Genomic DNA, 22,122 nt, shown 5'->3' with positions numbered 1-22,122 from the left:
TTATGCGCAGTACAGTATGGTTGCTCGCAATCAAGACGAGCAACTCAGGTGGGACGCTCCCCCAACGCCAAACAGCTCCAGCGGCTTCAGCCTGTAGTATTTCTTCTCGACGCGTTCCGATTGCTCGGCGTATGGCTGAGTCATAACTTGCTGCAGCTCCCGGAGCATGGCGTAGTTTCCTGAAGCGGCTTGTTGGTAGGCAGGCACAAGGAACCATTCCTTCAAACTGTACTTCGGATTGGCATGCTTCATCTGGCTGGATAGCTCCTCACGAGAGCGATGTTCAGTGAGTGATTGCCATTTAGTGAGCCACGCTGTCCAGCGCTGGTCCAGTCCTTCCGGATCTGCCACATAGGTCCGCCCGCCGTAGAAGCTTTTCCTGAGCGGCTCAATGTCGTCGGGCAACGATGAGAGTTCCCGGAAGAAGATGGTGTAATCAACGGGCGTTTGCATCATCAGCGTTGCGAGTTCGCTGAACAAATCTGGATGAAAAGCGTCGAGTCCGAGTTTGGCCGCCCACATCGCCTCCATCTGCTCCTGCATCACTCTGGGAAAATCACGTTGAATTTCGTCGAGCTGGCGCAGGCAGTCCGTGTGCTTGGCCAACAGTGGTTTCAACGCTGAACAGAACGAGTAGAAGTTGCGCTCCGCCGCCATGGGCTGGTTCAAAAATGAAAAGTGCTGGCCGCCACCCGTCCAGGGCTGGTAATGCGGATCAAACGCGTCGCAGAATCCAAAGGGCCCATAGTCCAGCGTGAAGCCGCCGGCGGCACAGTTGTCGCTGTTGAAATTACCCTGGCAGTAGCCAACGCGGATCCAGTTCGCCACAAGGGAGGTCAGTCGGCTGCGGAACTCTTTTGCCAGCAAAACGGCTTTTTCAGCAGTGGGCAATGTCTGGTCGATAACGCCGTTATACTCCCGATCGATCAGGTGCAGGACGATCTTCTCGAGCTCCTCCATTGCCCCTGGGTGTTCGTTCCTGCGGGCACGACGACTGAAAAGCTCAATCTGCCCTACCCGAATGAACGACGACGCAACCCGCGTGGAGATGGCAACGGGCTCGGAAATCAGCACATCCGGATCCATTGAGCGTGAGCCCTCCGCGTACCAGGGACGCCTGACGGTCTCGGTTTTGGACACGTTCAGGCTCAGCGACCGTGACGTTGGCACACCAAGCGCATTCATGTGCTCCTGTGCCAGGAACTCCCGAACACTGGAGCGCAAAACAGCCCGACCATCCGCACCGCGGCAGTATGGTGTGCGCCCTGCCCCTTTCAGCTGCATTTCCCAGCGCTGACCGTTGATGACGGCCTCAAGCACGGAAATAGCCCGACCATCGCCGTATCCATTCCCGGTCTGAAACGGGCACTGCTGAGTGAATTCGTTGCCATAAATAGACAGTGCGTAGCCGCACGCCCAACCCACTTTGCGCATCGGCTCCGGAACATGCGACAGGTCGCCGGAAAACATACGGACGAAATCGTCTGACTGCGCCAGGCTGTCGGCGAAGCCCAGTTCGCGAAACAGACTTTGGCTGTGCGCGACGTATTCCGGATTTTCCATGGGTGTGGGTTTGACCGGAACATAGTGCCCCGAGAAAACCTGCCTGGGCGAGTGTTCGGATCCGGTTGCATTCGCCTCAGGGTCGCAATTAAGGGTATCCATGAATGAGTAGTCTGCGAGACTCACAAGATCCTCGAGGGCGGCGACATTGGAATGCGTTTCCTGCGGCGATCGCTTTAGCATAGGGACTCCTCCGCGCGTACTCCCATAAAATTCGCGTAAGCACTTTTCTTGATTTTCCAGGGAGAGTAAGGACATTTCCATATGCCCGATATTGGTTTCTGCCTACACCCTCGTGGCCATTCCCCTCGTACACTAATACTTAGCTTCCACATAACCGGTTATTGAACCGAAGCGCACTCCAACCCTAGCAACATTTGAGGTCTTATAGCCATGAACGTTCTCCCTGTGATTACTCTTTTTGGCGGCCTGGCTGCCTTCGTCACATTGGCCGTTGCGCTCAGCGTCGCCGTTGGCAAAACGCAGTTGATTGAGAAACAGAACGACGAACAGCTTACCGGCTGATTCGTTCGCCATGGATCGGCTTAACATCCGTGGAATATAGTATTTCCCCGAAGGCTCCGGACAACTAGGGTTTAAGTCAGGTCTACATTTTGTAGCAACTGGCTATTCAGGCAGCGAGGTTTCTATCATGTCCTCGACCGAGCAACACCCCGTTCACTTCGCCCGGCGTGTGGAGGATCTGTCGGAGTCGTCCATCTTTCGCATTGGCAGACGCGCCAAGGCGCTTTCTGATCAGGGACACGACATCGTCCGGATGGATGCCGGTGAGCCGGATTTCGACACGCCCCGGTGGATCATTGACGCGGCCAAGCAGGCGCTCGACGATGGCTATACGCGGTATACCCCCATCGCCGGTCTCTCGATACTGAAGGATGCCATCCGTAAAAAGTTTGAACGGGAGAATGACCTTCACTTCCGCGCCAGCGAGGTGATGCATAGCTGTGGTGCCAAACAGGCACTCTTCAACGCCTGCCTGTCACTGCTGGGCCCTGCCGACGAGGTCGTGATTCCCTCGCCTCACTGGGGAAGTTATCCGGCCATTGCAAAAATCGCCGGCGCCCGCATTGTCGAGGCGCCAACCCGGCTTGAGGATGGCTTTGTCCTGACGCCTGAAACGCTTGAGCAGTGCATGAGCGAGCGCACCCGGGTGGTGCTTCTGAACACACCGAACAATCCCACCGGCCAGATCTACAGCCGGGAAGCGCTGGCAGCTCTGGGCGAGGTGTTAATGAACTATCCGAACGCGTTTGTGATTACGGATGACATCTACGAACACCTGCGTTTCGATTCCCAGCCGTTCACCAATATCCTGAATGCCTGTCCGTCCCTGAAAGATCGGACGGTGGTGATCAACGGTGTGTCGAAAGCCTATGCGATGACGGGCTGGCGCGTGGGCATCGTGGCCGGCCCGGAGCTGCTGATTGCGGAAATGCTGAAGTTACAGGGCCAGACAAACTCGCACACGGCCGCGGTTTCTCAGGTTGCAGCGGCGGCAGCCCTCAATGGCGGGCTGGATGATGTTCACAGGATGACGAACCGGTTTGCGCAGCGCGCACGTCTCATTCAGGAAGGTCTTGATCGTATTGGCAAAATCGATTGCCAGCCAGCCCAGGGCAGCTTCTACTGTTTACCGGACTTCTCACGGGTGATTGAGAGTCTGGATGAGGTCGAAGACGATCAGGAGCTCGGCGAATGGCTCCTCGACGAACTGGGAATCGCTATGGTCCCGGGATCGGCTTTCAATGCACCGGGACATATGCGACTGTCTTTTGCGGCTAACGAGGAATCGCTCCAGAAAGGTATGGAGCGCCTCCAGAAGGCATTTGCGTAATCAATGCCTCAGGGTGTCGCCGCTGACGGGTGTATTCCCAGCTGATCGTTGACCGCATCCCGAATCTCCCGGTATCGGTCCGGATTGTGGATCAGCGTTTCCAGATCATCCTCCGGGAAAATTTCCTTCCTCTTCTTCCCGGCCTCCTCTTTGGAGAAGATTGCCGGGAGCATCTGCTCCAGGCAGCGTAACATCACTTCCGGCGATACGGACGCGCCCGGTGAGGCGCCGAGCAAGGTGCCGTAGGTTTTATCAGTCGAGACGACGATTTCCGTACCCATCTGCAGATCTCCATCCTTGATGATCTGAACCCGTTGGCCCGCGTCCACAGGCTTCCAGTCAAATTTGCTGCTCAGGCCCGGCGCAAACGCCTCAAGCTCCTCGAGCATGCTTTTCTTGCCTTTGAAGGTTTCGGAAATCAGGTAGCTCACCAGCGGAAAATGTTCCCGGGCAACGTTCAACAGGCCAGGGATATCATGAAGCCGCATGGAGCGGAGGTAATCGAAAAAGCCGCGGCCCTTCTCCAGCACCGGTTTGAAAGACGCGAACGGACCGAACAACAAATAATGCTGGCCATCTGCTACCCGCAGGTCCAGGTGCGGCACGGACATGGGCGGTGCGCCCACTTTTGCCTTGCCATAAGTTTTGGCGCGGTATTGATTGGCCTGTTCTTCGCTGATCGGTGCCTGAAGGAAGCGCCCGCCCACAGGAAAGCCGGTATAGCGCCGGCGGAACGGTTGGTGACTTCTTTTCAGTAGCGGGAAGGCACCGCCACCAGCACCCACAAACAGAACGTCTGCCTTGTGTTGAACCCTGGCGCCCCTCTGTTCGGTCTCGATAAGCCAGGTGCCGGACGGGCTCCGGTGCACCCGTTTCACATGAGTGCCGTACTCGATTTTGACACCCAGGGTCTGCACCGCATACTCCGCCATCTTTTCCGTCAAGGCGCCGAAGTTTACGTCGGTACCGGTTTCGATCACCGTTGCAGCCATTTTTTCATGGCGAGGCCGGCCTTCCATTGTGTACGGAATCCAGCTTTTTATCTCATCGAAGTCGTCCGAATAACGCATGTTTTCGAAGAAGTGATGCGCGGACATTTCCTTGAATCGAAGTTTGAGTTCGTTGATCGAGGGTTCCGATACGATGGTGCAGTGCTTCGTCTGATTGATAAAGGATGTCGGATCCTTGATGGCGCCCTTCCCGACCAGGTAGGCCCAGAACTGCTTGGCAACATTGAACTGGGCGTGGATCTTCAGCGCCTTCTCGACGGAAATGACCTCTTCATCCACCGGGGTGTAATTCAGTTCGCAGTTCGCTTCATGACCGGTGCCGGCGTTATTGAATACCCACGAGTTGCCCTCTCCCGGACCGTCAAGTCTTTCCAGGATCGTGACATCCAGGTCGGGCGCAAATTCCTTTGCCAGGGTCGCAAAGGTGGTGCCCATAATTCCTGCGCCAATGATGTATACGTTCATTTGGTCTCCTCGCCAGCTTCCGTGTCGCTGTTATCAATTAACCGGTGATGGATCGAAGGTACCATGACCGGGCCGGACACCGGAAAATAAACCGATACGTCCGGCTTCAGGGTGCCGCCCCACGGGCAATATCCTCTGCTGCCAGGCGTTCACGTAACCGCTCTACCCTGGCCCGGTTTACCCCGAGATCGTAGAAGCCAAGCATCGACTGGGAGCGCACATTCAGATGCTGGCCATCGTCAGCCACCAGGATTTCCAGGAAGTCCGGAAAGCCGAAGAAATCACTGTAGTAAGTGATATTGGCGTAGCCATACCGCGCTTCTTCCAGGGAGGCACCCGGAAGTTCAAGTGCCGTGGACTTGATGCGGTCCCAGGATGATGGATCCAGCGGCTGAGTCAGCGCGATCGGCTGAACTTTATAGAGGCCGACACTGGATTCACTGGAAACACAATTGAGAAAAGGGCTGCAGCCATCGAGTTTGAAAGCGGTGCCTGAAGCCGGCACGTTGCCAGTGGAAGCGCAGCCAGTCAGCACCAGGAGACTGGCGAACGCGAAATAGCGTGTCATCTTTGTCGTTTCCCTGTGTCCGGAAATTCACGAGCTTCAACGTCTTGTACGAAAAGGGCCAGAAATGGTTTCAGCGCCCGGCACTTTTTGCCCATGCCACCTCAAGGAACCTGAATCCAAGGATCGGCAGGCACACCAGTGCGCCACTTCCCGCCGCAACCAGCCAGTCATCGTAATGAAGGGGCTTTAAATTCAATAAACTGGAAAGCCCGGGAATCTGAATCAGGACGGCGGCAGATATCAAACTGAAGACCGTCACCGATATCGCGGCCTTTCCCCGCAAACGGCTCAGTAACGAGGTTACGACGCCGCTGGCTACGATGAGAACCACCATAGCCATGGCCCTTGCATGATCAACATCACGCCCGATACCAAGGCTGCGCACATAACTCCAGTAAATCAGACTGGTCACAAGAAGCCCGGTGAATGCGATGCCCAGCGTTTGAATCGGGGTGAAGAAGCTCAGCTTTTCCTGACGCGGACGATATCGAAGCTCGTCCGTGCCAGGATGATACTGAAAAACAAGCAACGCAGTTGGATGGATGATGAGCTCCAGCCATACGACGTGAATCGGCAGATACAGAATCGGATAGCCCATCAACGGTATCAGCGCAGCGGTCAGAACCAGAGGAATGTGAACCATCAGCAGGTATTGAAAGCTCATCTGAAGATTCGCAAACAGCTGGCGCCCTTCGGCAATTGCACCGACAATGGTCCGGAAATTGTCATCCATCAGAATGATCGATGCGACCTCCCGCGCGCTTCGGGTTCCCCGTTCGCCCATAGCGATTCCAACGTCCGCCACCTTGAGCGCGGGGACATCATTGACCCCATCACCGGTTACGGCAACGATCTCACCACGGGACTGAAGACACCGTACCAGCGTGTGCTTATGAACCGGGACAGCACGGGCAACGACATCCACCTGATCCAGATACTTGCTGCCCTCCTCTGAGAGACGCGCTTCCATTTCCTCGCCGGTAACCACTCGTGGTGGTGTCTCTCCAAGGCCAACCTCCGCAGCGAGCGCTCCTGCCGTGGCCGGATGGTCCCCGGTCACCATGATCACTTTGATGCGAGCCTGCCGACACTGTTGCAATGCATGTCGGACACCCTCTCTGGCCGGATCCTCGAACGCCAGTAAACCGGCAAACTCGAAATCCCGGTCGGGTTCGTTGGCTGAGTCTTCAACCAACGTCCATGGTTTGTAGGCGCAGGCGATAACCTTGTGACCATTTTCGGCCAGGTCCTGCACCTGTCTGAGCCAGGCCTTTTTCTGTGTCCCATCGAGGAAACACATAGACAGGACGGTCTCCGGTGCGCCTTTCATGGCGACGTGAGCAATGCGACCGTCACGGACGATAGTGACTTCCCGCTTTCTGTCTTCGGTAAAGGGAAAACGAGCGATGACGTCCGGGGTCCGATTTGTTGGTGCAGCCTCCAGTATCGCGCGATCAAGCGGATCGCCTTCCTCGCTGAGCGAGGCGTCCGCGGCGATCGTCAGTAACTGATCGATTGAGAGATCTTCTGAGGGGTACTGATGCGCAAGACAGAGCCTGCCCTCTGTGAGGGTTCCGGTTTTGTCGGAGCAGATGGTTGTAATCCTGCCGATATTTTCGACAACGACGCCTCGACGCACCAGGGCGCGCCGCTTCGCAAGTCGATAGACGCCAACGCCCAGGAAAAAGGTCAATACCACCGGGAACTCTTCCGGCAACGCCGCCACGGCCAGAGTAACCGCGCTTATAAGCGCATCCAGCAGTCCATGCCCCTGGTACCAGCGAACCGTAGCGAGAATCCCGCAAAACGCAATGGCAACAACCAATAACCAGGTGACTAGCCGGCCGACTGCTCTCTGCAAGGGGGGGCGTTCCTGTTTGCCTCCCAGAGCCGTGCGGACAATTTCGCCATAAAGCGTTTCGCGACCCGTGAATACGACCCTCAGCACCGCTTTGCCAGAGAGTATTCTGGTTCCCGCGTATCCCCAGAAACACGTATCAATCGCCTGCTCGGCAACGCCCGCCGGCTCATCCGCGAATATCGATTTGCGTACCGGATAGGCTTCGCCGGTCAGCGCTGATTCGTCGACCTGTATCGAGTCCTCCACAAGCAGGAGTCCGTCCGCCGGAAAGGACTCCCCGGCGTTTACTTCAACCAGATCGCCGGGAACGAGATCGGTGGCATCAACACTGGTTGTGCCATCCTCCCGGATCACTCGGGCCCGGGCAGACAGCTGACCGCTCAAGCCCTCGATTGACGCCTGGGTCCTCCGGTGGAGGTAGCTGTCCATGCCAAAAAACGGTATCAGCGACACCAACAACACCAGGGCTTCCGTGCTTTCTCCGACCAGCCAGAAGATCCCACTGGTCCCGAGCAAGAACCACAGCATCGGGTCCTTCACGGTGTTCCTGATTAAAGGCCATAAGCCGGAGGGCGGCGTTTCAATGATTTGATTGGTGCCAAAGCGCTGGCGTGTCGCGTTGACTTCAGCCTGGGACAGGCCACGAGTGCCACGCGGTAACGCCCGAGCAACCTCAGGAGGAATAATCCGTTTCATTGCTGTCTCTGGAGGCCGGGTCCGTGTCGATACCTACATAATAGAACGCCTTCTGCAGCCTGCCGCGGCATTTTTGTGGCGGTCTGAATGAATCCGGAACGATGAAAATCCAAAATGGGGGTCTACCCCATCGCAGCAGTTTACGTTAAGGTAAAGCCTTCTGATGGTTATCACACCAGATACCATCAGTTTGTCTACAATGACATTAACGACATGCCCAAAAGGCGTGTTTTGTTCCTCAGGCCATTACCCCAGGAAGAGGATTATGACAACAACAAAGTCCAAAGTTGTACATGCCCCAAAGTTTACCGATGGTGCGGAGTTCCGTATTCCCACCTTCAAGCTTCTGAAAGAAGACGGCTCTCTCTACAAGAGTGCCAAGGCGCCTGACCTCGACAAGGAAAAGGCCCTTCGTATCTATCGGACCATGGTCACGACGCGCATTCTGGATGAGCGCATGCTCGCCGCCCAGCGCCAGGGACGTCTGAGCTTTTACATGCAGTGTACCGGCGAAGAAGCCGCCGTGATCGGCAGCGCCGCCGCACTGGATGACAACGACATGATCATGGCCCAGTACCGCGAACAAGGCGCCCTCGCCTACCGTGGTTTTACCATCGACGAATTCATGAACCAGCTGTTCGGAAACGAACTGGACTACGGCAAGGGGCGCCAGATGCCCGTCCATTACGGGTCCAGCAAGCTGAACTACATGACCATTTCGTCGCCGTTGGCTACCCAGATTCCCCAGGCCACCGGTTATGCCTATGGCCAGAAACTGGCAGGCGACGGCCACTGCACCATTACCTATTTCGGCGAAGGTGCCGCCTCTGAAGGCGATTTCCACGCCGCTCTGAATATGGCTGCCGTGCAGCGGGTGCCGGTCATCTTCTTGTGCCGCAACAACGGCTATGCCATTTCCACCCCGGCGACTGAACAGTTTGCCGCCGACGGCGTGGCACCGCGTGCTTACGGCTACAAGATGGATGTTATCCGCGTGGATGGCAACGACATCCTGGCCGTTCATGAAGCGACCAGGGCCGCGCGACAACTTGCCGTGGAGCACAACCGGCCCGTCCTGATCGAAGCCATGACCTATCGCCTTGCCGCACATTCTTCTTCGGACGATCCCTCTGGCTACCGGAGCAAGGATGAGGAAGCGGCCTGGCGCCAGAAAGATCCGATCCTCAGGATGCGCCTGTGGCTCGAAAGCAAGAAGTGGTGGAGCGAGGACGACGAGAAAAAGCTTCAGGAATCCATGCGGCGCGAAGTGCTCGAGACCATGAAGCGGGCGCAGAAGCGGCCACCACCCCCCTTGGAGACCCTGGTGACCGACGTCTACGACGAGGTACCGCCTGCCCTTGCAGAGCAGTTCCAGAAACTGAAGGCGCATATCCGGAAGTATCCGGAGGCCTATCCGAAGAGTGCCGAACACGCCAAGGGAGGGGCCTGAGATGACGCAAATGAACATGCTTCAAGCGATTAACAGCGCCCTGGATACCGCCATGGCAGCAGATGATCGGGTACTTTGTTTCGGTGAGGACGTTGGCGTTTTCGGTGGGGTTTTCCGTGCCACCAGCAATCTGCAGCAGAAGTACGGCAAGGCGCGCTGCTTCAACACGCCCCTTGTGGAACAGGGCATCATCGGCTTTGCCAACGGTCTTGCCGCGCAGGGCTCGGTTCCGGTCGCCGAAATTCAGTTTGCCGACTACATTTTCCCGGCCTTCGACCAGATCGTTAACGAATCCGCTAAATTCCGCTACCGATCCGGCAACCTGTTCAACGTGGGCGGCCTGACCATTCGGGCGCCGTATGGCGGCGGCATTGCCGGTGGCCTTTACCATTCCCAGTCGCCGGAAGCCTACTTCGCCCATACACCCGGGCTGAAGATTGTGGTGCCACGCAATCCCCATCAGGCAAAAGGTCTGTTGTTGGGTGCCATCGATGATCCCAACCCGACCCTGTTCTTCGAACCCAAGCGGCTCTACCGTGCCTCCGTCGGTGAAGTGCCGGATGAAGATTACCGCTTGCCCCTGGGGGAAGCGGAGATCACCAAGGAAGGCACGGACATTACTGTTCTGGGCTGGGGCGCACAGATGGAAGTCATCGACCAGGCCGTCGAGATGGCCGAAAAGGACGGCATTTCCTGCGAGGTGATTGATCTGAGAACGATCCTGCCCTGGGACTTTGAAACCGTCGCCAATTCGGTCTTCAAGACAGGGCGTCTGGTCATCACCCACGAAGCGCCACTGACTGGCGGTTTTGCGGGCGAGATCGCCGCGACCATACAGGAGCGGTGTTTCCTGTATCTGGAGTCTCCGATTGCTCGTGTTACCGGGATGGACACGCCCTTCCCGCTGGTGCTCGAAAAAGAGCACCTGCCCAATCACCTGAAGGTCTACGAGGCCATCAGGTCGAGCGTCGAATTCTAGACTGGTATCAGGACAGGAGAGCAATCGTGAGTAATTTTATTCTGCCCGATATCGGCGAAGGTATCGTGGAATGTGAACTGGTCAAATGGCTGGTCAGTGAAGGCGATGTGATTGAAGAGGATCAGCCGGTGGCCGAGGTCATGACCGACAAGGCGCTGGTTGAGATTCCAGCACCCTATAAAGGCCGGGTGACGCGTCTTTTCTACAAGGAAGGCGATATCGCGAAAGTTCATTCCCCCTTGTTCGAGCTCATCGAGGAAGGTCAGGACGACAGTGCGGCCCCGGCGCAGCAGGAGAAGGAAACGCCTGCGCCCGCGGAATCTTCTTCCGAGCAGGCGCCGGCAAATGACACGCCGCCCACCACAACTCCGGCAACCGACGGACAGTCCACCGAAGACTTCATCCTTCCGGACATCGGAGAAGGGATCGTCGAGTGTGAGGTTGTGGAATGGCGCGTCGCCGAAGGCGACGAGATTGAGGAGGACCAGCCGGTCGTCGACGTCATGACCGACAAGGCGATGGTCGAAATCACCGCGCCCAAAGCGGGCCGCGTCACCAAGCTTTATCATCAGCAACAGGCCATGGCCCGGGTGCATGAACCCCTGTTTGCGTTCATTCCGAGAGACCGGGAGGAGCACGCGGACGCGAAGGCCGAAGCTGATCAGACTCCAGCACGAGAGACCGCGCCGGCAGCTGCCCAGACGGTTGCACCGCAGCGTGGTCAACGGGTGCCTGCCAGTCCGGCGGTCCGCCGGCTGGTTCGGGAGCATGACCTCAATCTCGGTGATATCGCTGGCTCCGGCAAAGACGGTCGAGTGCTGAAAGCCGACGTGCTCGCTCACCTGGAACAGCCGTCGGCAGCCTCGCGAGGACCCGAATCGACGGAGGCTCCCGCATCCAGTGTTCAAGCTCAGTCGCCGGCAGAGCCGGAGGTCCGTGTAGAGCCGATCCGCGGCATGAAAGCAGCGATGGCACGCCGGATGGTCACATCGGCCACCACGATTCCTCACTTCATCTACAGCGAGGATATCGACGTCACCGAGCTGCTGGCTCTGCGTGAGCAACTCAAGAAAGACGCGGAGGCCAGTGGTTCGCGGCTCACCCTTATGCCCTTTTTCATGAAGGCGATGGCCCTGGCCATTCAGGAGTATCCCGTCCTGAACAGCCGTCTGAACGACGACGTTACCGAGATTCACTACCTGCCTCAGTGCAACATCGGGATGGCCGTCGACGGCGAAGCCGGACTTATGGTTCCTAACGTCAAAGGCGTTGAGAAACTGACCCTGCTCGGCATTGCCAACGAAGTCTCCCGCCTGACCGAAGCGGCCCGATCCGGCCGCGTCAGCCAGGAAGACCTCAAGGGCGGCACCATTACCATCTCCAATATCGGCGCTCTGGGCGGGACTTATGCCTCGCCTATCATTAACGCCCCTGAGGTGGCCATCGTGGCGCTGGGACGAACCCAGAAACTGCCGCGGTTCGATGCCAATGGCCAGGTGGTTGAACGGGCGATCCTCCCGGTCAGCTGGGCGGGCGATCATCGGATCATCGATGGCGGAACCATCGCGCGCTTCTGCAATCGCTGGAAGGCCTACCTTGAATCGCCGCAGTCAATGCTGCTGCAGATGGGTTAATGGCGGTTATGGCGCAGGAAAATCATCTTCAGCAGTTTTACATACCTGAAGAGCAGTCGATTTACCTGCTCAGCCACGACGATGCCAAAAAACTCAAGGACTGGGTGGCCCTCTGCGCCACCCAGCTCCGGCAGCTTGGCTACCAGGACATCGAGTTGATTGGTAAAGGGGCCTACGGCTTTGTGTTCGCTGGCCGCCTGCCCGGCCATCGCGACCATGGACCGGAACATGTTTTCAAATTTACCCGCATCAACCTGCCCCAGCATCTTCAGGATCGTCTTGAAGATGAGGCATTTATTCTCGAGCGTGTGCGGCACCCCCGGGTTCCCAGGCTGATCTCCTACCAGCGGGTACACAATCAGCCCATTCTGGTGATGGAGCGCGCAGCCGGCCTGAATCTGGAAGAAGTGTCCCTGCAGGAAGGTCGATTGAAACCCCGCCTCATCATCCGGATTGCCGACCAGTTGGCGGATATTTTACGCAACCTCCGGGACGAAAACGGTCCGGTTGGCCGCCCCATCGTGCATGGCGACATCAAGCCTTCCAACCTGGTGTTTGATGCCCGCACCGAAAACATTGCGCTGATCGACTGGGGATCGTCGGTGTTTGCCCAGCTGGACGCCAACCAGCAGTTCATCACGGCGAACGTGATGGAACTGATGTCGGACAACCTCCAGCAGACCAATGCCAGGCTCGGTGATGTCTATTTTATCGGCGACGAACAGCTCAATGGTGGTCTGTCATCACCCCGCTTCGACGAACAGGGCGCTGCCGGGACACTGTACGCCCTCGCCTCGGCCCAATCATGCCGCTTCGGGCACCAGGCCATTCCGGCTACCTCGCTTGGCCTGCCGATGGAGTTCGCGCGGATGCTCGATGGCATGCTGTCACCGGATCCGGAAACCCGTCTCAGAGCCGGTGACTATTACCTGCGTGAAATGCCCAGGATGGCACGCACCGTCATGATTGATTTACCGGAAAAGCCGACCACACCCATGGTGCCGGTGTGGGTGCGGGACACCGACCAGGAAATCGATACGGTGGTCTACAGTTCCCGCAAATCGTTTCTGCGCGAGGAAGGCGCCCCGGAAACCCTCAATGACGTCAATGACGTGCAGCTGGATCGCTACTACAAGAACTTCATGCAGGGCATGGGGGAAACCGAAAAGGCATTCCTGGCAGCGGTCAGCCGGCTGGGGCGATACCCGGTTGAGGGTGGTCTTGCGGTCCGCTGGGAGACCGACGGTATCTACATCGATACCTCCCTGAACCTGCACGATCCGGCCCTGAAGCCGGCGTTCGTCCAAGCGGTCAACAACATGGTGTTTTTGGCCCAGGCGATCTACCGTAAAGGGATCTTCAAGAGTTGTCTGTTCAACGCACGGAATACCCTGCACATCGAGCGTGACGAACCCGACCAGCCGTTTCGGGTCACCCCCGACATGAGGCTGCATTACGAAGTCAGTGCGGTCCCGGAAGTGGAAGACGAAACGCGTGTGCATTCCTATTTTGAGGATGGGCCGGACCCCGAAGAGTTTCTGGTATTGCCCCAGTCCATCATCAACTCGCTTGAAGCACTGAACACCATTCATCACACCGGCATGATCATCTTCGAGGCCCTGCCCCGGCACCTCAAAATCCACAGCCATTACCGGCTGCTGGATCCGGACAAGGAAGACGAATTCCACCGCCTGCTCAACGAGATTCTCGCGTCGGTGGAACAGATCAGCGGGCTCGGCGTGTCCGGTTACATGAAGATGCCTTACAAAGACACCCGGTTTTTTCCACACATCGAGCGTTTGCCGGAGCGGTACTACCCAAAGAACCCGAGAGCGGGAAGCCTTGCTTTCTGAGCAGGCACTCAGAAGCCTTCAGACTTGAAGTACACGATCTGATGGGTACTTGCCAGGAGTTCCCCATCGTCACCCCAGAGCTCGCCAACCTGGTCAAAATACCCTTTGAAGTAACGCTGTGCCCGGGCCACACCCAACAGTGATCGACTGCCCTGCCGTCGGAGAGATTCTGCGTCACCATGGAAGTAGGTGGTCATGGAAACCGTGCCGACCAGGGCCCGCTGTTGTTGCCGTATGAATATGCGCGGGAAAAAACAGTCGCTCAGGGCCATCAGCGAGAGATAGTCGAGCGGCCGGGGAGGTTCGTCCCGCATCCAGAGAGTGGAATGGGAATCTCGCTGAGGCGGTGCGGACCCATCGGGATGGAAGTGTCCGTCAACCACCCGGAATTCGTAATTGTTCATCCAGGGCCGGTAACCGGTGGTATCCAGCACATCCACCTTTGCAGCTTCCGGCACCTCAGGCATCCGGATATCCGCGCCCTCCCAGGAGTCCCGGCGGATGGCGAGAAACACCGTGCCGGTTATAGCGGGCTGGCCATGCTGGATCAGTTCAACCGTCCAGTGTTGGGTGGATCGATTGGTGCGGGCGGGCCGGGCGAGGATCTCGTAGTCGGTGTCATCAACCGGTCCGGCAAAGTTGATGGTCATACTGACCGGATCACCATGGCGTTTCGGATGGGACAGCACAGCATTCAGCAGGGTTGAGGCGATAACACCGCCGAAGGGACCGACCATATTGAAGTAGGACGGCGGGAACCGGCCCCGATATCGATCAGCGTCAAGAGACTCAAGGGTCGTCGCCTGATCCAGGGGATGGAGTGCACAATACTGCGTCATTTGAGGCTCCTGAGGGGGTTGATTCAGTCCGGATCGAGAATATCCAAAAGCCACTCCGGAGGCGAATCGATAAGGAACGTTGTTTCGCCTTCTACCAGCGTAGCGAGGGGCATAAAGGGGGCTTGTGCACTGGAATTGTCGAGGAAGCGAACCTGATCACACAGCGGCAACGCTTTTCGGACATTATCCAGGGTTCGGGGAATCCGGGTTGCCACCTTGTCGTCCGGTACCGAATGGCCGCCCTCTTCAACCCTCTGGCCTATACGAGCCCGGTTGAGCGAGACGGACGATACGTGCACCACCACCAGAATGATCTGATAGCCAAGGGCCCTGGCCTTTGCCAGGAAGTCCACTTTGGACACGTGGGAAAAAACCGTCTCGAAACAGAAGCTACCGCCCTGGGCAATAATATCTTCGCGGATCGCATCGGCGTGCCTGGCGGCCTCATAACTGTGGGCCTCCGGATCGTCGGGAAACATCTCCCGAGCGATCACATCGGCGTTGACGAACGGCATGCCCAAAGGCTCAAGGAAAAGGCGGTAAAACGTGCTCTTGCCGGCACCATTACCGCCGACGACAACCCATAACTGCTTTTTGGTCAAAGAGTTGCCTCGGTTTCTTCAGGCACAAACCGACCATCCAGGAATTGTCCGATGCGAACGTTGCCCAGCCCGTCGATTTCCTCAAGCAAACCTGGAGACGAGGCAGACGCCTGGTAACGTACCCGGGAACCGGTTACCTGGCGCGCAAGCTCCCCGCTCTGCCGACGTTGCTCCAGTGCCGCAAATACCGCGTCCGGATTAACCGGCTCCCCTTTGATGGCTTCAATCTGAATCCTGGCCAGCCCGGAACAGATACGGGTAAGCATCTCGGGGCTGAGAACGCGCGACACACGCTGCCCGATCTCGGCCCAGTACTCGATCTGTTCGGCGGTTGACCGATGCATCTGTCGGCCAGTCAGGGTGGCCTTTTCAACCAGGCCGGCTTCCAGGCGAAGCGGAGATTGTGCTTTGGCCATGGTCAGCGTACCTCTCTTATCCAATACACAATACGATTGTAGCAGATCGCTACGCCGCTTTCATGTCAATCGACCGTGCAGGAAACAGCAACGCTATCGCTCTTTCGATTGGCGCGCCTCCACTTCCTTACGGGCCTCTTCCAGGAAGGATTCAACCGTCTCACCCGGGAGCAAAAGCTGCTTTTCGATCATACGATCCCGCCAGGCGGAATCCTCGAAAATGCATCGGTAATGATTGGGGAATTCTACGTAAAGGCGTTTGAAATATTCCCGCGCAATCACCCGGTCTGCCCCCTCATCCCGCCGTGAATGCAGGATAGCCATGTTATACAGCGCTGCGGCCCTGACGGCATCGGGTTGGCTCTGATCCTTATAGATGGTTTCGAGCCGGCCAAGGACCTCATCAAAGCCGGTGAGTCGGTATTTCTTGATGATTTCGACCGCTGAATCGATGACCCGGTCTTCCCCATTCTCACAGGGCGAATCCGCGTGATCCTTGATATACGCGTCTACCGCCTTTTCAACGTCGTGCTGATGGGCGTAATTCTGCTTCTGCTCGTAAACAAACCCGGTCCCGACAGCGGTTTCAATGGTTCCAGGCATGCAGCCCGAGATAAAAGCTGATAATACAGATACTAACAGTGAAAACCTTATAAAAAAAGTTAGGTTCTTTAAGCCCTTCATGGCCGATCTCCCTGAGTCATTCGCGTCATATACGTATTATTTTTGCGCGCCATTAGATCACGAATGGCAACCACGGAACGTGAGCCCTGTAGGAAAATCGATGCGCGGATGCGCCAAGGGGAAATGAGATTGCGGAGAAACCACTTCAAGGTGACGCCCGCGGTGGTACGGGCGCCACAACCGGAATGCCCTACTGACCGTTCGCCAGCCTGGCGTAGAGTTCGTCCTTCAACTGAGCTCTCCATTGCTTCAGTCGATGCATCTTGTCATCGCCAATGGGTCCTTCCCTCTTTTCCAGCCCTTCTATTTCCTGGTCCAACTCGGTATAGCGAGTCAGCTTTTCGCTGAACCCGGTGTCGCTGGCCTTCAGTTCTTCAATCCTGTCCCTGAACTGCGGAAATTCCTTGTGGAGTTCATGGCTGGTAATACCCATCGTTATTAGCCTCCGTATCTTGGTCATTAAGGAGCGTTCTGCTCCACCTTCATCATAGTAGAGATGGTCAAGTTCAGGGCGGTCTTTGACAAATCGCTAATGCCCCCATCGGGCCAAAGCTTATAGGATGTTGGTATTGGCTCGCTGTAGCCCGACAGAAATACCGTTCATCTGAGGAATCCAACGCATGACCTACGCCCGTATCATCGGCACTGGCTCCTATCTTCCGGAAAAAGTCCTGACCAATAAGGACATGGAGTCGATGGTCGATACCACGGATGAATGGATTCAGGAACGCACCGGTATCGAGCAGAGACACATTGCAGCGGATGGCGAAACCACCGTGGATCTCGCCGAGCAGGCGTCGCGGCGAGCAATAGAAGCGGCAGGACTCAAGCCCGACGATATCGACCTGATCGTGTTTGCAACCTCCACCCCTGACAAGATCTTCCCGAGTTCCGCCTGCATCCTGCAGGCCCGCCTGGACATTCATGGCTGTCCGGCCTTCGACATCCAGGCCGTGTGTAGCGGTTTCGTCTATGCCCTCTCCGTCGCCGACAAGTTCATCAAGACCGGCAGCAGCAAGCGGGCTCTGGTGATTGGCGCGGAAGTGTTTTCCCGGATCGTCAACTGGGAAGACCGGGGGACCTGCGTCCTGTTCGGCGATGGCGCAGGCGCTGTCGTGCTCGAGGCCAACGAAGAGACCGGCATTCTGTCCACACACATTCATGCAGACGGCCAGTACGAAGACCTCTTGCACGTTCCCTGCGGCATCGCGGACGGTTTCGATAGGGTCAAGGCCGGTCAGGCCTTTGTTGAGATGAAGGGTAACGAGGTGTTCAAGGTAGCCGTGAACACCCTCGGTAAAATTGTCGACGAGACCCTCGCCGCCAACAATCTTAAAAAGTCCGACGTTGACTGGCTGGTGCCGCATCAGGCCAACCTGCGCATCATTTCTGCCACCGCCAAAAAATTGAAGCTCGGCATGGACCGGGTGGTGGTTACCGTGAACAAGCACGGTAACACCTCGGCCGCCTCCATCCCCCTCGCACTGGATGCCGCCGTCAGGGACGGCAGAATCCAGCGAGGAGAGACCGTGCTTCTCGAGGCCTTCGGCGGCGGTTTCACATGGGGCTCTGCCCTGCTTCGGTATTGATCCCCGGCTCCTCGACGGCCACCAGTTCGCCATCGGCACCGAGGCGGTACAGCCAGAGCCACTGATTCCGGACAAGAGCTGCGACGTCGTCGTGATCATTCAGTATCTGGCGAATTCGCGTCTCCGGCGCATCGATCACTACCGTCAGGCGCATCGGTTCGTGACGCCAATGGCGTCCGTCATGCACCGACTGGATCGGCAAACCGATTCGCAAATCGGCGCCATTGCCCTCAATGACACCGATATTCCCGCCAACCACAGAATGCAGAAGCTTGTTGCCGGCACCGTACACCTCCGGTGACACGACGGACGCGTAGTACTGCAGATTGATCCAGTTGGCGACAACCATGGGTGCGGTCATCAACCCCGCCAGGATCTTGCCTTCCGGATCCCTGTCCGGATCGTAATCGTGCAGGAAGCAGCGTCCGCCAAGGTCCGTGCCCCGACTGCGGGAACGTTTTGCAAAGATGATCGCCGCATTGTTCGCCAATCCCCATTCGGGACGGACCTCGGCCCAGTTCACCGTACGCTTCTCCACCGCCTTCAAAAGGCCATCGTCCGAGAGCCCATTCAGGCCAAGAGCACAAGCCCGCTCCCTCCGGGCGGCCTGGCCGGCATCCGCGAGGGCTTCCTCCAGCTCCTGCAACCGGATGAGATGCGAATCCGGCACCGTGTGCCTGTCGAGTATCCGGACCCGGTCTGTGACCGTACAGTGCTCCGCGGCCACCGCGTGGCAGAAATCCGGAATCTGTATCCCCCGGGCGACGAGCCCGGCTCTGACGGCGCGATCGTTGATCAGTTCCGCGGCAATGCGGGCATTGACTCCCCCGTTTTTGCCCCCACAGGCGCCGCAAGCGAGACCGGCCTCGTTGGGATTATTGTCGGTGTGGCTGCCATGACCGACGAACAGGAGCAGACTGGCGAAATGGTCTGTCAGAGACATGCCTCTGAGAAGATTTTCAGCCAGGTCTATCCGTTCCAGATCTCCGACCGGGTCACCCCCGTGGACGTGATGCAGTCGCCCATGAGCCTCACCCTGATCCGGTTTCGAACGGGATCCATTGCGATTCAGACTGTCCCTTACCAGTTTCCAGCCCCAGGCCAGCCCGGTGGTTTCCACCAGCGTGAAGGTCGACAGGCTGCTGTATTTCGCGCGACGGACCGTCTCCCGGTTCATTTCACGCTGATCCAGGCGACGGTTGAGCTGCAGATTCTCTTCATTCGTGCCAACCATCTCGTTGAACCGGTAACGGGGTGCCAACAGGCCCGGGAGCCTGGGCTCCTCATCGCCGGGGCCCGGCTTCTGATGCGTCACCGGAATTCCGAAAAAGCCCGCGAATCCCAGCGTCTGAATGCCTGGTCGACCGGCTTCCAGATGACGACGGATCACCTCGGATCGAACGTCGATGCAGAATACCGCCTGGACCGCGGGTGTCAGTTTCCCGGTGTTCAGGTTGGCGGCAGATTTGAGCTTCTGTTCCAGGCTCCTTTTCCAGGCCAGCTCATAGGCCCTTTGCCAGACCCAGCGGGCTGTATCCGGACCAGTTTCCCGGTCCCGATGGCGCTTGCGCGCTCTCTGCAATGTGGCTTTTCCCTCCACCGGGAGCGCTTCGGTTGCCCAACGTTCCCATGCGAGGAAAATCGTCAGAAGCTCACAACAGGTGAATGAGTCGCGGCCTTCAAGCATTTCGCGCCAGTCCACACCTCGGCACCAGGAGGCCCAGCCAATCAGTCCATAAAGATGCCTTTGAGCCAGTGCCCGGAATTCGGGCTCGGACAGATCAAGTCCTTCCGCTGCCCACACTGCACTCTCTTCCCAGGACTGTGGCAGACGCTCACCCAGCTGCTTCGGCCGAGGAATTCCTGTATTTCTCCAGATCATTGGGTCACGCGCAACGAGGTCCCGCCAATGGGCGTATAGCCCGTGATCTTTGCTTTGACGGTTCCAACGGGCCTGCCTCTGATCAAAGTAGCTCGCACAAGCCCGACCGATCTGCTCCTGGATCAACTCGATGGCCGGCGATCGACCTTTGGTTTCGGGAAGGTGTTCCATCGCCGAGATGGCCTCGGAGTTGATCGGGTCATCCTGGTCCAGAGATGCAACCAGGCGCTCCAGCGTCGCACTGTGGTCCTGCTCGGAGAGCGCGGCCCTGAGATCCTCCTCGCGGATGCGCCCACCTTCCCAGGCAGTCCGATAGAAGTGAAACGGCATGAGAACATCGACACCGGCGTTGCGCGCCACTGTTTCGGCCGCATCCACGGCGCTCAGCTGACGCAACCCCCACCAGGGATTAACCGCAATCCAGCGATCCAGGGGCCAGGTGGGCGCGATGGTTTCGCAGACCTCGGACATCAACGAAATACTGTTCATCGATAGCGTCATGGGCACCTTGGCGTTCATGAGTGGTCTCCTGCGGTAACCGGATACCCGGTCAGGTGGTGGCGGCCTGAGGTCGGGGCATTCAGCGCCCGACTGGCCAGCCTACGGGTCAGGTGTTCGAACGGTTGTTCAAGGAAGAGTCCCTGGCTGAAAGAAGCGTGCAGCGTGCGCCCGATCCCTGAGTGGCCGAAGTACACCACCAGGATGGACAGTGCGGTAAGCGTGGCCAGAATGAGCCAACCACCGATGGTCGCCGCAGCGGGCAGTACCATTTCCGTACCGGACGACAGTGCCGGACTGACGATCATGTGAAGCGCCGCGTAGAGCGGGAGCAGTGCAAGCGCAAGACCGGCCATCAGCAGGCGACTCTTCATACTGGCAACCGCCGGAATCCCCAGAACGAGATTGACCACCGCCAGTATGAGCAGTCCCGCCAGTACGGATTTACCTTCAACCAGGCCTGGCCAGAGCCACAGCGCCCCGCCAGCCAGCACACCACAGGTCATCGCCAGGGCGAAAACCGGAATATGAAGACGGCCAGGCTCGGACACTCTTGCGGCGACCTTGACCGTACGGCCTGAGGCCAGGAAGGAATGCGCCTTGTAAAGCGAATGCGCCAGCAGGTGGAGTGCGGCCAGGGCGTAGGCGCCAAGCGCAATTTCGAACAGCATGAAGCCCATTTGTGCGATGGTGGACCACGCCAGTGCGTGTTTCACCGATACCTGAGTCATCATGGTCAAAACCGCGACCAGCGCCGTACCGCCGCCAACGACCAGCAGAACGGCGTGGCCGTACGTGAATCCCTCAAATAGCGGAAAGAGTCGCAGCCAGAGGAACCCACCCAGATTGATGATACCGGCATGGAGCAGTGCCGAAACCGGTGTGGGTGCTTCCATCACCCGCAGCAACCAGCCATGGAATGGTACCTGGGCGCATTTGATGGCTGCGGCCAGCGCCAGAAGCACAGATGCCGCCTGGAGGCCTCCGGCCCCGTTCGGATTCTGCACCAGCGCAGGATCAAGATCCTGAAGGTGGAAGCTCCCGTAGTAATTCGCGATCAGCAGAACACCCGCAATAACACAGGCATCCCCGAGCCGACTGGCGATAAATTTCTGAGCGGCGGCCATTCGCGCCTGAGGACGATCCGGATACAGCGTGAGCAGTTGATGCAGAGACAGGCTCACGCCAATCCACGCGCCAGCCAGAATCAGCAGGTGGTCTGTGATGACCAGCACCTGAACACACGCCAGAGTCGTCAAAAACCAGGGCAGGAAAACCTCCCGTGCCGGGTCACCCCTGAGGTAATCCCGGGCATAGCGGAGAATGATCCAGCCAATGAACGCCACCATCAGGGACATCCATACGGCCAGGCCCGCCGGGTAAACACCCAGGTTACGTCCGGTCTCAAGCAAGGCTGTATCAGCCAGCCAGCCATCAAGAATCAGCATCCCCCCAACCAGGGCTGCACCGGCCATTGCGAACAGGATCACGCCTTCGGCGATGCGCCAGCAGTGCTCCGCTTTAAGAGGGCTGCGAAACCACTGACAAAGCAGTGCCAGAACAAAGACACTCAAGGGCGCTGCCAGCCACACGATGAGGGTGGCTAGAGACAGATAGTTGATAGGTTGAGCCATGATTCACTCCCGGTTTGTCGTCGACGATACTGTGCCGGGAATGA

The 22,122-nt window shown here is 57.8% G+C and carries 18 protein-coding genes; 7 read left to right on the top strand and 11 right to left on the bottom strand.

Features of this window, described 5'->3' with window-relative positions; all coding sequences use genetic code 11:
* Nucleotides 1-30: 30 nt before the first annotated feature.
* Entirely contained in the window at nucleotides 31-1,746 is a 1,716-nt protein-coding gene (locus MLD04_RS10065; RefSeq protein WP_248157736.1) for a protein adenylyltransferase SelO, read from the bottom strand.
* Between the two features lie 210 nt (nucleotides 1,747-1,956).
* Here MLD04_RS10065 and MLD04_RS17670 point away from each other — a divergent pair, with 210 nt between their 5' ends.
* The gene (locus MLD04_RS17670) at nucleotides 1,957-2,088 is read left to right on the top strand and encodes a hypothetical protein (protein ID WP_008938289.1); all 132 of its coding nucleotides are present in this window, start codon (nucleotides 1,957-1,959) and stop codon (nucleotides 2,086-2,088) included.
* A gap of 127 nt (nucleotides 2,089-2,215) precedes the next feature.
* Nucleotides 2,216-3,418: a pyridoxal phosphate-dependent aminotransferase gene (locus MLD04_RS10060; protein WP_248157734.1), complete on the top strand. Its 1,203-nt coding sequence runs from the start codon at nucleotides 2,216-2,218 to the stop codon at nucleotides 3,416-3,418.
* An 8-nt stretch (nucleotides 3,419-3,426) separates the two neighbouring features.
* Here the strand turns inward: MLD04_RS10060 and MLD04_RS10055 are convergent, their stop codons facing one another.
* From MLD04_RS10055 to MLD04_RS10045, 3 genes are all read right to left on the bottom strand, one after another.
* Nucleotides 3,427-4,893 carry a malate:quinone oxidoreductase gene (locus tag MLD04_RS10055; protein WP_248157732.1) on the bottom strand — a complete coding sequence of 489 codons (1,467 nt, stop codon included), beginning with the start codon at nucleotides 4,891-4,893 and terminating at the stop codon, nucleotides 3,427-3,429.
* Nucleotides 4,894-4,999: 106 nt separating this feature from the next.
* Entirely contained in the window at nucleotides 5,000-5,461 is a 462-nt protein-coding gene (locus MLD04_RS10050) for a DUF1499 domain-containing protein (protein ID WP_248157730.1), read from the bottom strand.
* 70 nt (nucleotides 5,462-5,531) lie between these two features.
* Nucleotides 5,532-8,018: a cation-translocating P-type ATPase gene (locus tag MLD04_RS10045; RefSeq protein WP_282451831.1), complete on the bottom strand. Its 2,487-nt coding sequence runs from the start codon at nucleotides 8,016-8,018 to the stop codon at nucleotides 5,532-5,534.
* Between the two features lie 265 nt (nucleotides 8,019-8,283).
* On the opposite strand from MLD04_RS10045, the gene MLD04_RS10040 reads away from it, so the two are divergent.
* From MLD04_RS10040 to MLD04_RS10025, 4 genes are read left to right on the top strand one after another with little or no spacing between them, the layout of a single operon-like run.
* Nucleotides 8,284-9,468 (top strand): thiamine pyrophosphate-dependent dehydrogenase E1 component subunit alpha, encoded by a 1,185-nt coding sequence (locus MLD04_RS10040; RefSeq protein WP_248157727.1) that lies wholly within the window; start codon nucleotides 8,284-8,286, stop codon nucleotides 9,466-9,468.
* Nucleotide 9,469: 1 nt separating this feature from the next.
* Nucleotides 9,470-10,447 (top strand): alpha-ketoacid dehydrogenase subunit beta, encoded by a 978-nt coding sequence (locus MLD04_RS10035; protein WP_248157725.1) that lies wholly within the window; start codon nucleotides 9,470-9,472, stop codon nucleotides 10,445-10,447.
* 26 nt (nucleotides 10,448-10,473) lie between these two features.
* A complete protein-coding gene (locus MLD04_RS10030) occupies nucleotides 10,474-12,081 on the top strand; it encodes a dihydrolipoyllysine-residue acetyltransferase (RefSeq protein ID WP_248157723.1) in 1,608 nt (535 codons plus the stop codon).
* 8 nt (nucleotides 12,082-12,089) lie between these two features.
* Nucleotides 12,090-13,934, top strand: coding sequence for a protein kinase domain-containing protein (locus MLD04_RS10025; RefSeq protein ID WP_248157721.1), 1,845 nt, complete (start codon nucleotides 12,090-12,092; stop codon nucleotides 13,932-13,934).
* Nucleotides 13,935-13,942: 8 nt separating this feature from the next.
* Here MLD04_RS10025 and MLD04_RS10020 read toward each other — a convergent pair whose 3' ends face one another.
* From MLD04_RS10020 to MLD04_RS10000, 5 genes are all read right to left on the bottom strand, one after another.
* A complete protein-coding gene (locus MLD04_RS10020) occupies nucleotides 13,943-14,773 on the bottom strand; it encodes an acyl-CoA thioesterase (RefSeq protein ID WP_248157719.1) in 831 nt (276 codons plus the stop codon).
* Nucleotides 14,774-14,796: 23 nt separating this feature from the next.
* The gene (locus tag MLD04_RS10015; RefSeq protein WP_248157711.1) at nucleotides 14,797-15,375 is read right to left on the bottom strand and encodes an ATPase; all 579 of its coding nucleotides are present in this window, start codon (nucleotides 15,373-15,375) and stop codon (nucleotides 14,797-14,799) included.
* Complete coding sequence (locus MLD04_RS10010; RefSeq protein ID WP_248157709.1) at nucleotides 15,372-15,791, bottom strand: ParD-like family protein; 420 nt, start codon at nucleotides 15,789-15,791, stop codon at nucleotides 15,372-15,374. The genes MLD04_RS10015 and MLD04_RS10010 overlap by 4 nt, the downstream gene beginning before the upstream one ends.
* Nucleotides 15,792-15,884: 93 nt before the next feature.
* On the bottom strand, nucleotides 15,885-16,394 hold the full coding sequence (locus MLD04_RS10005) for a hypothetical protein (RefSeq protein ID WP_248157707.1): 510 nt from the start codon (nucleotides 16,392-16,394) through the stop codon (nucleotides 15,885-15,887).
* Between the two features lie 271 nt (nucleotides 16,395-16,665).
* On the bottom strand, nucleotides 16,666-16,908 hold the full coding sequence (locus MLD04_RS10000; protein ID WP_248157705.1) for an HP1242/YdcH family protein: 243 nt from the start codon (nucleotides 16,906-16,908) through the stop codon (nucleotides 16,666-16,668).
* A 187-nt stretch (nucleotides 16,909-17,095) separates the two neighbouring features.
* On the opposite strand from MLD04_RS10000, the gene MLD04_RS09995 reads away from it, so the two are divergent.
* Nucleotides 17,096-18,064: a beta-ketoacyl-ACP synthase III gene (locus MLD04_RS09995; protein ID WP_248157703.1), complete on the top strand. Its 969-nt coding sequence runs from the start codon at nucleotides 17,096-17,098 to the stop codon at nucleotides 18,062-18,064.
* Here the strand turns inward: MLD04_RS09995 and MLD04_RS09990 are convergent.
* Nucleotides 18,033-20,465: a YbcC family protein gene (locus tag MLD04_RS09990; RefSeq protein ID WP_248157701.1), complete on the bottom strand. Its 2,433-nt coding sequence runs from the start codon at nucleotides 20,463-20,465 to the stop codon at nucleotides 18,033-18,035. The genes MLD04_RS09995 and MLD04_RS09990 overlap by 32 nt on opposite strands.
* The gene (locus MLD04_RS09985) at nucleotides 20,462-22,078 is read right to left on the bottom strand and encodes an NADH-quinone oxidoreductase subunit L (protein WP_248157700.1); all 1,617 of its coding nucleotides are present in this window, start codon (nucleotides 22,076-22,078) and stop codon (nucleotides 20,462-20,464) included. Before MLD04_RS09985 ends, MLD04_RS09990 begins: the two co-directional genes overlap by 4 nt.
* Nucleotides 22,079-22,122 lie beyond the last annotated feature (44 nt).

Origin of the sequence: Marinobacter koreensis (assembly GCF_023156285.1) — a bacterium.
Classification (GTDB): domain Bacteria; phylum Pseudomonadota; class Gammaproteobacteria; order Pseudomonadales; family Oleiphilaceae; genus Marinobacter; species Marinobacter koreensis.
This window is presented reverse-complemented; position numbering and strand designations above follow the sequence as displayed.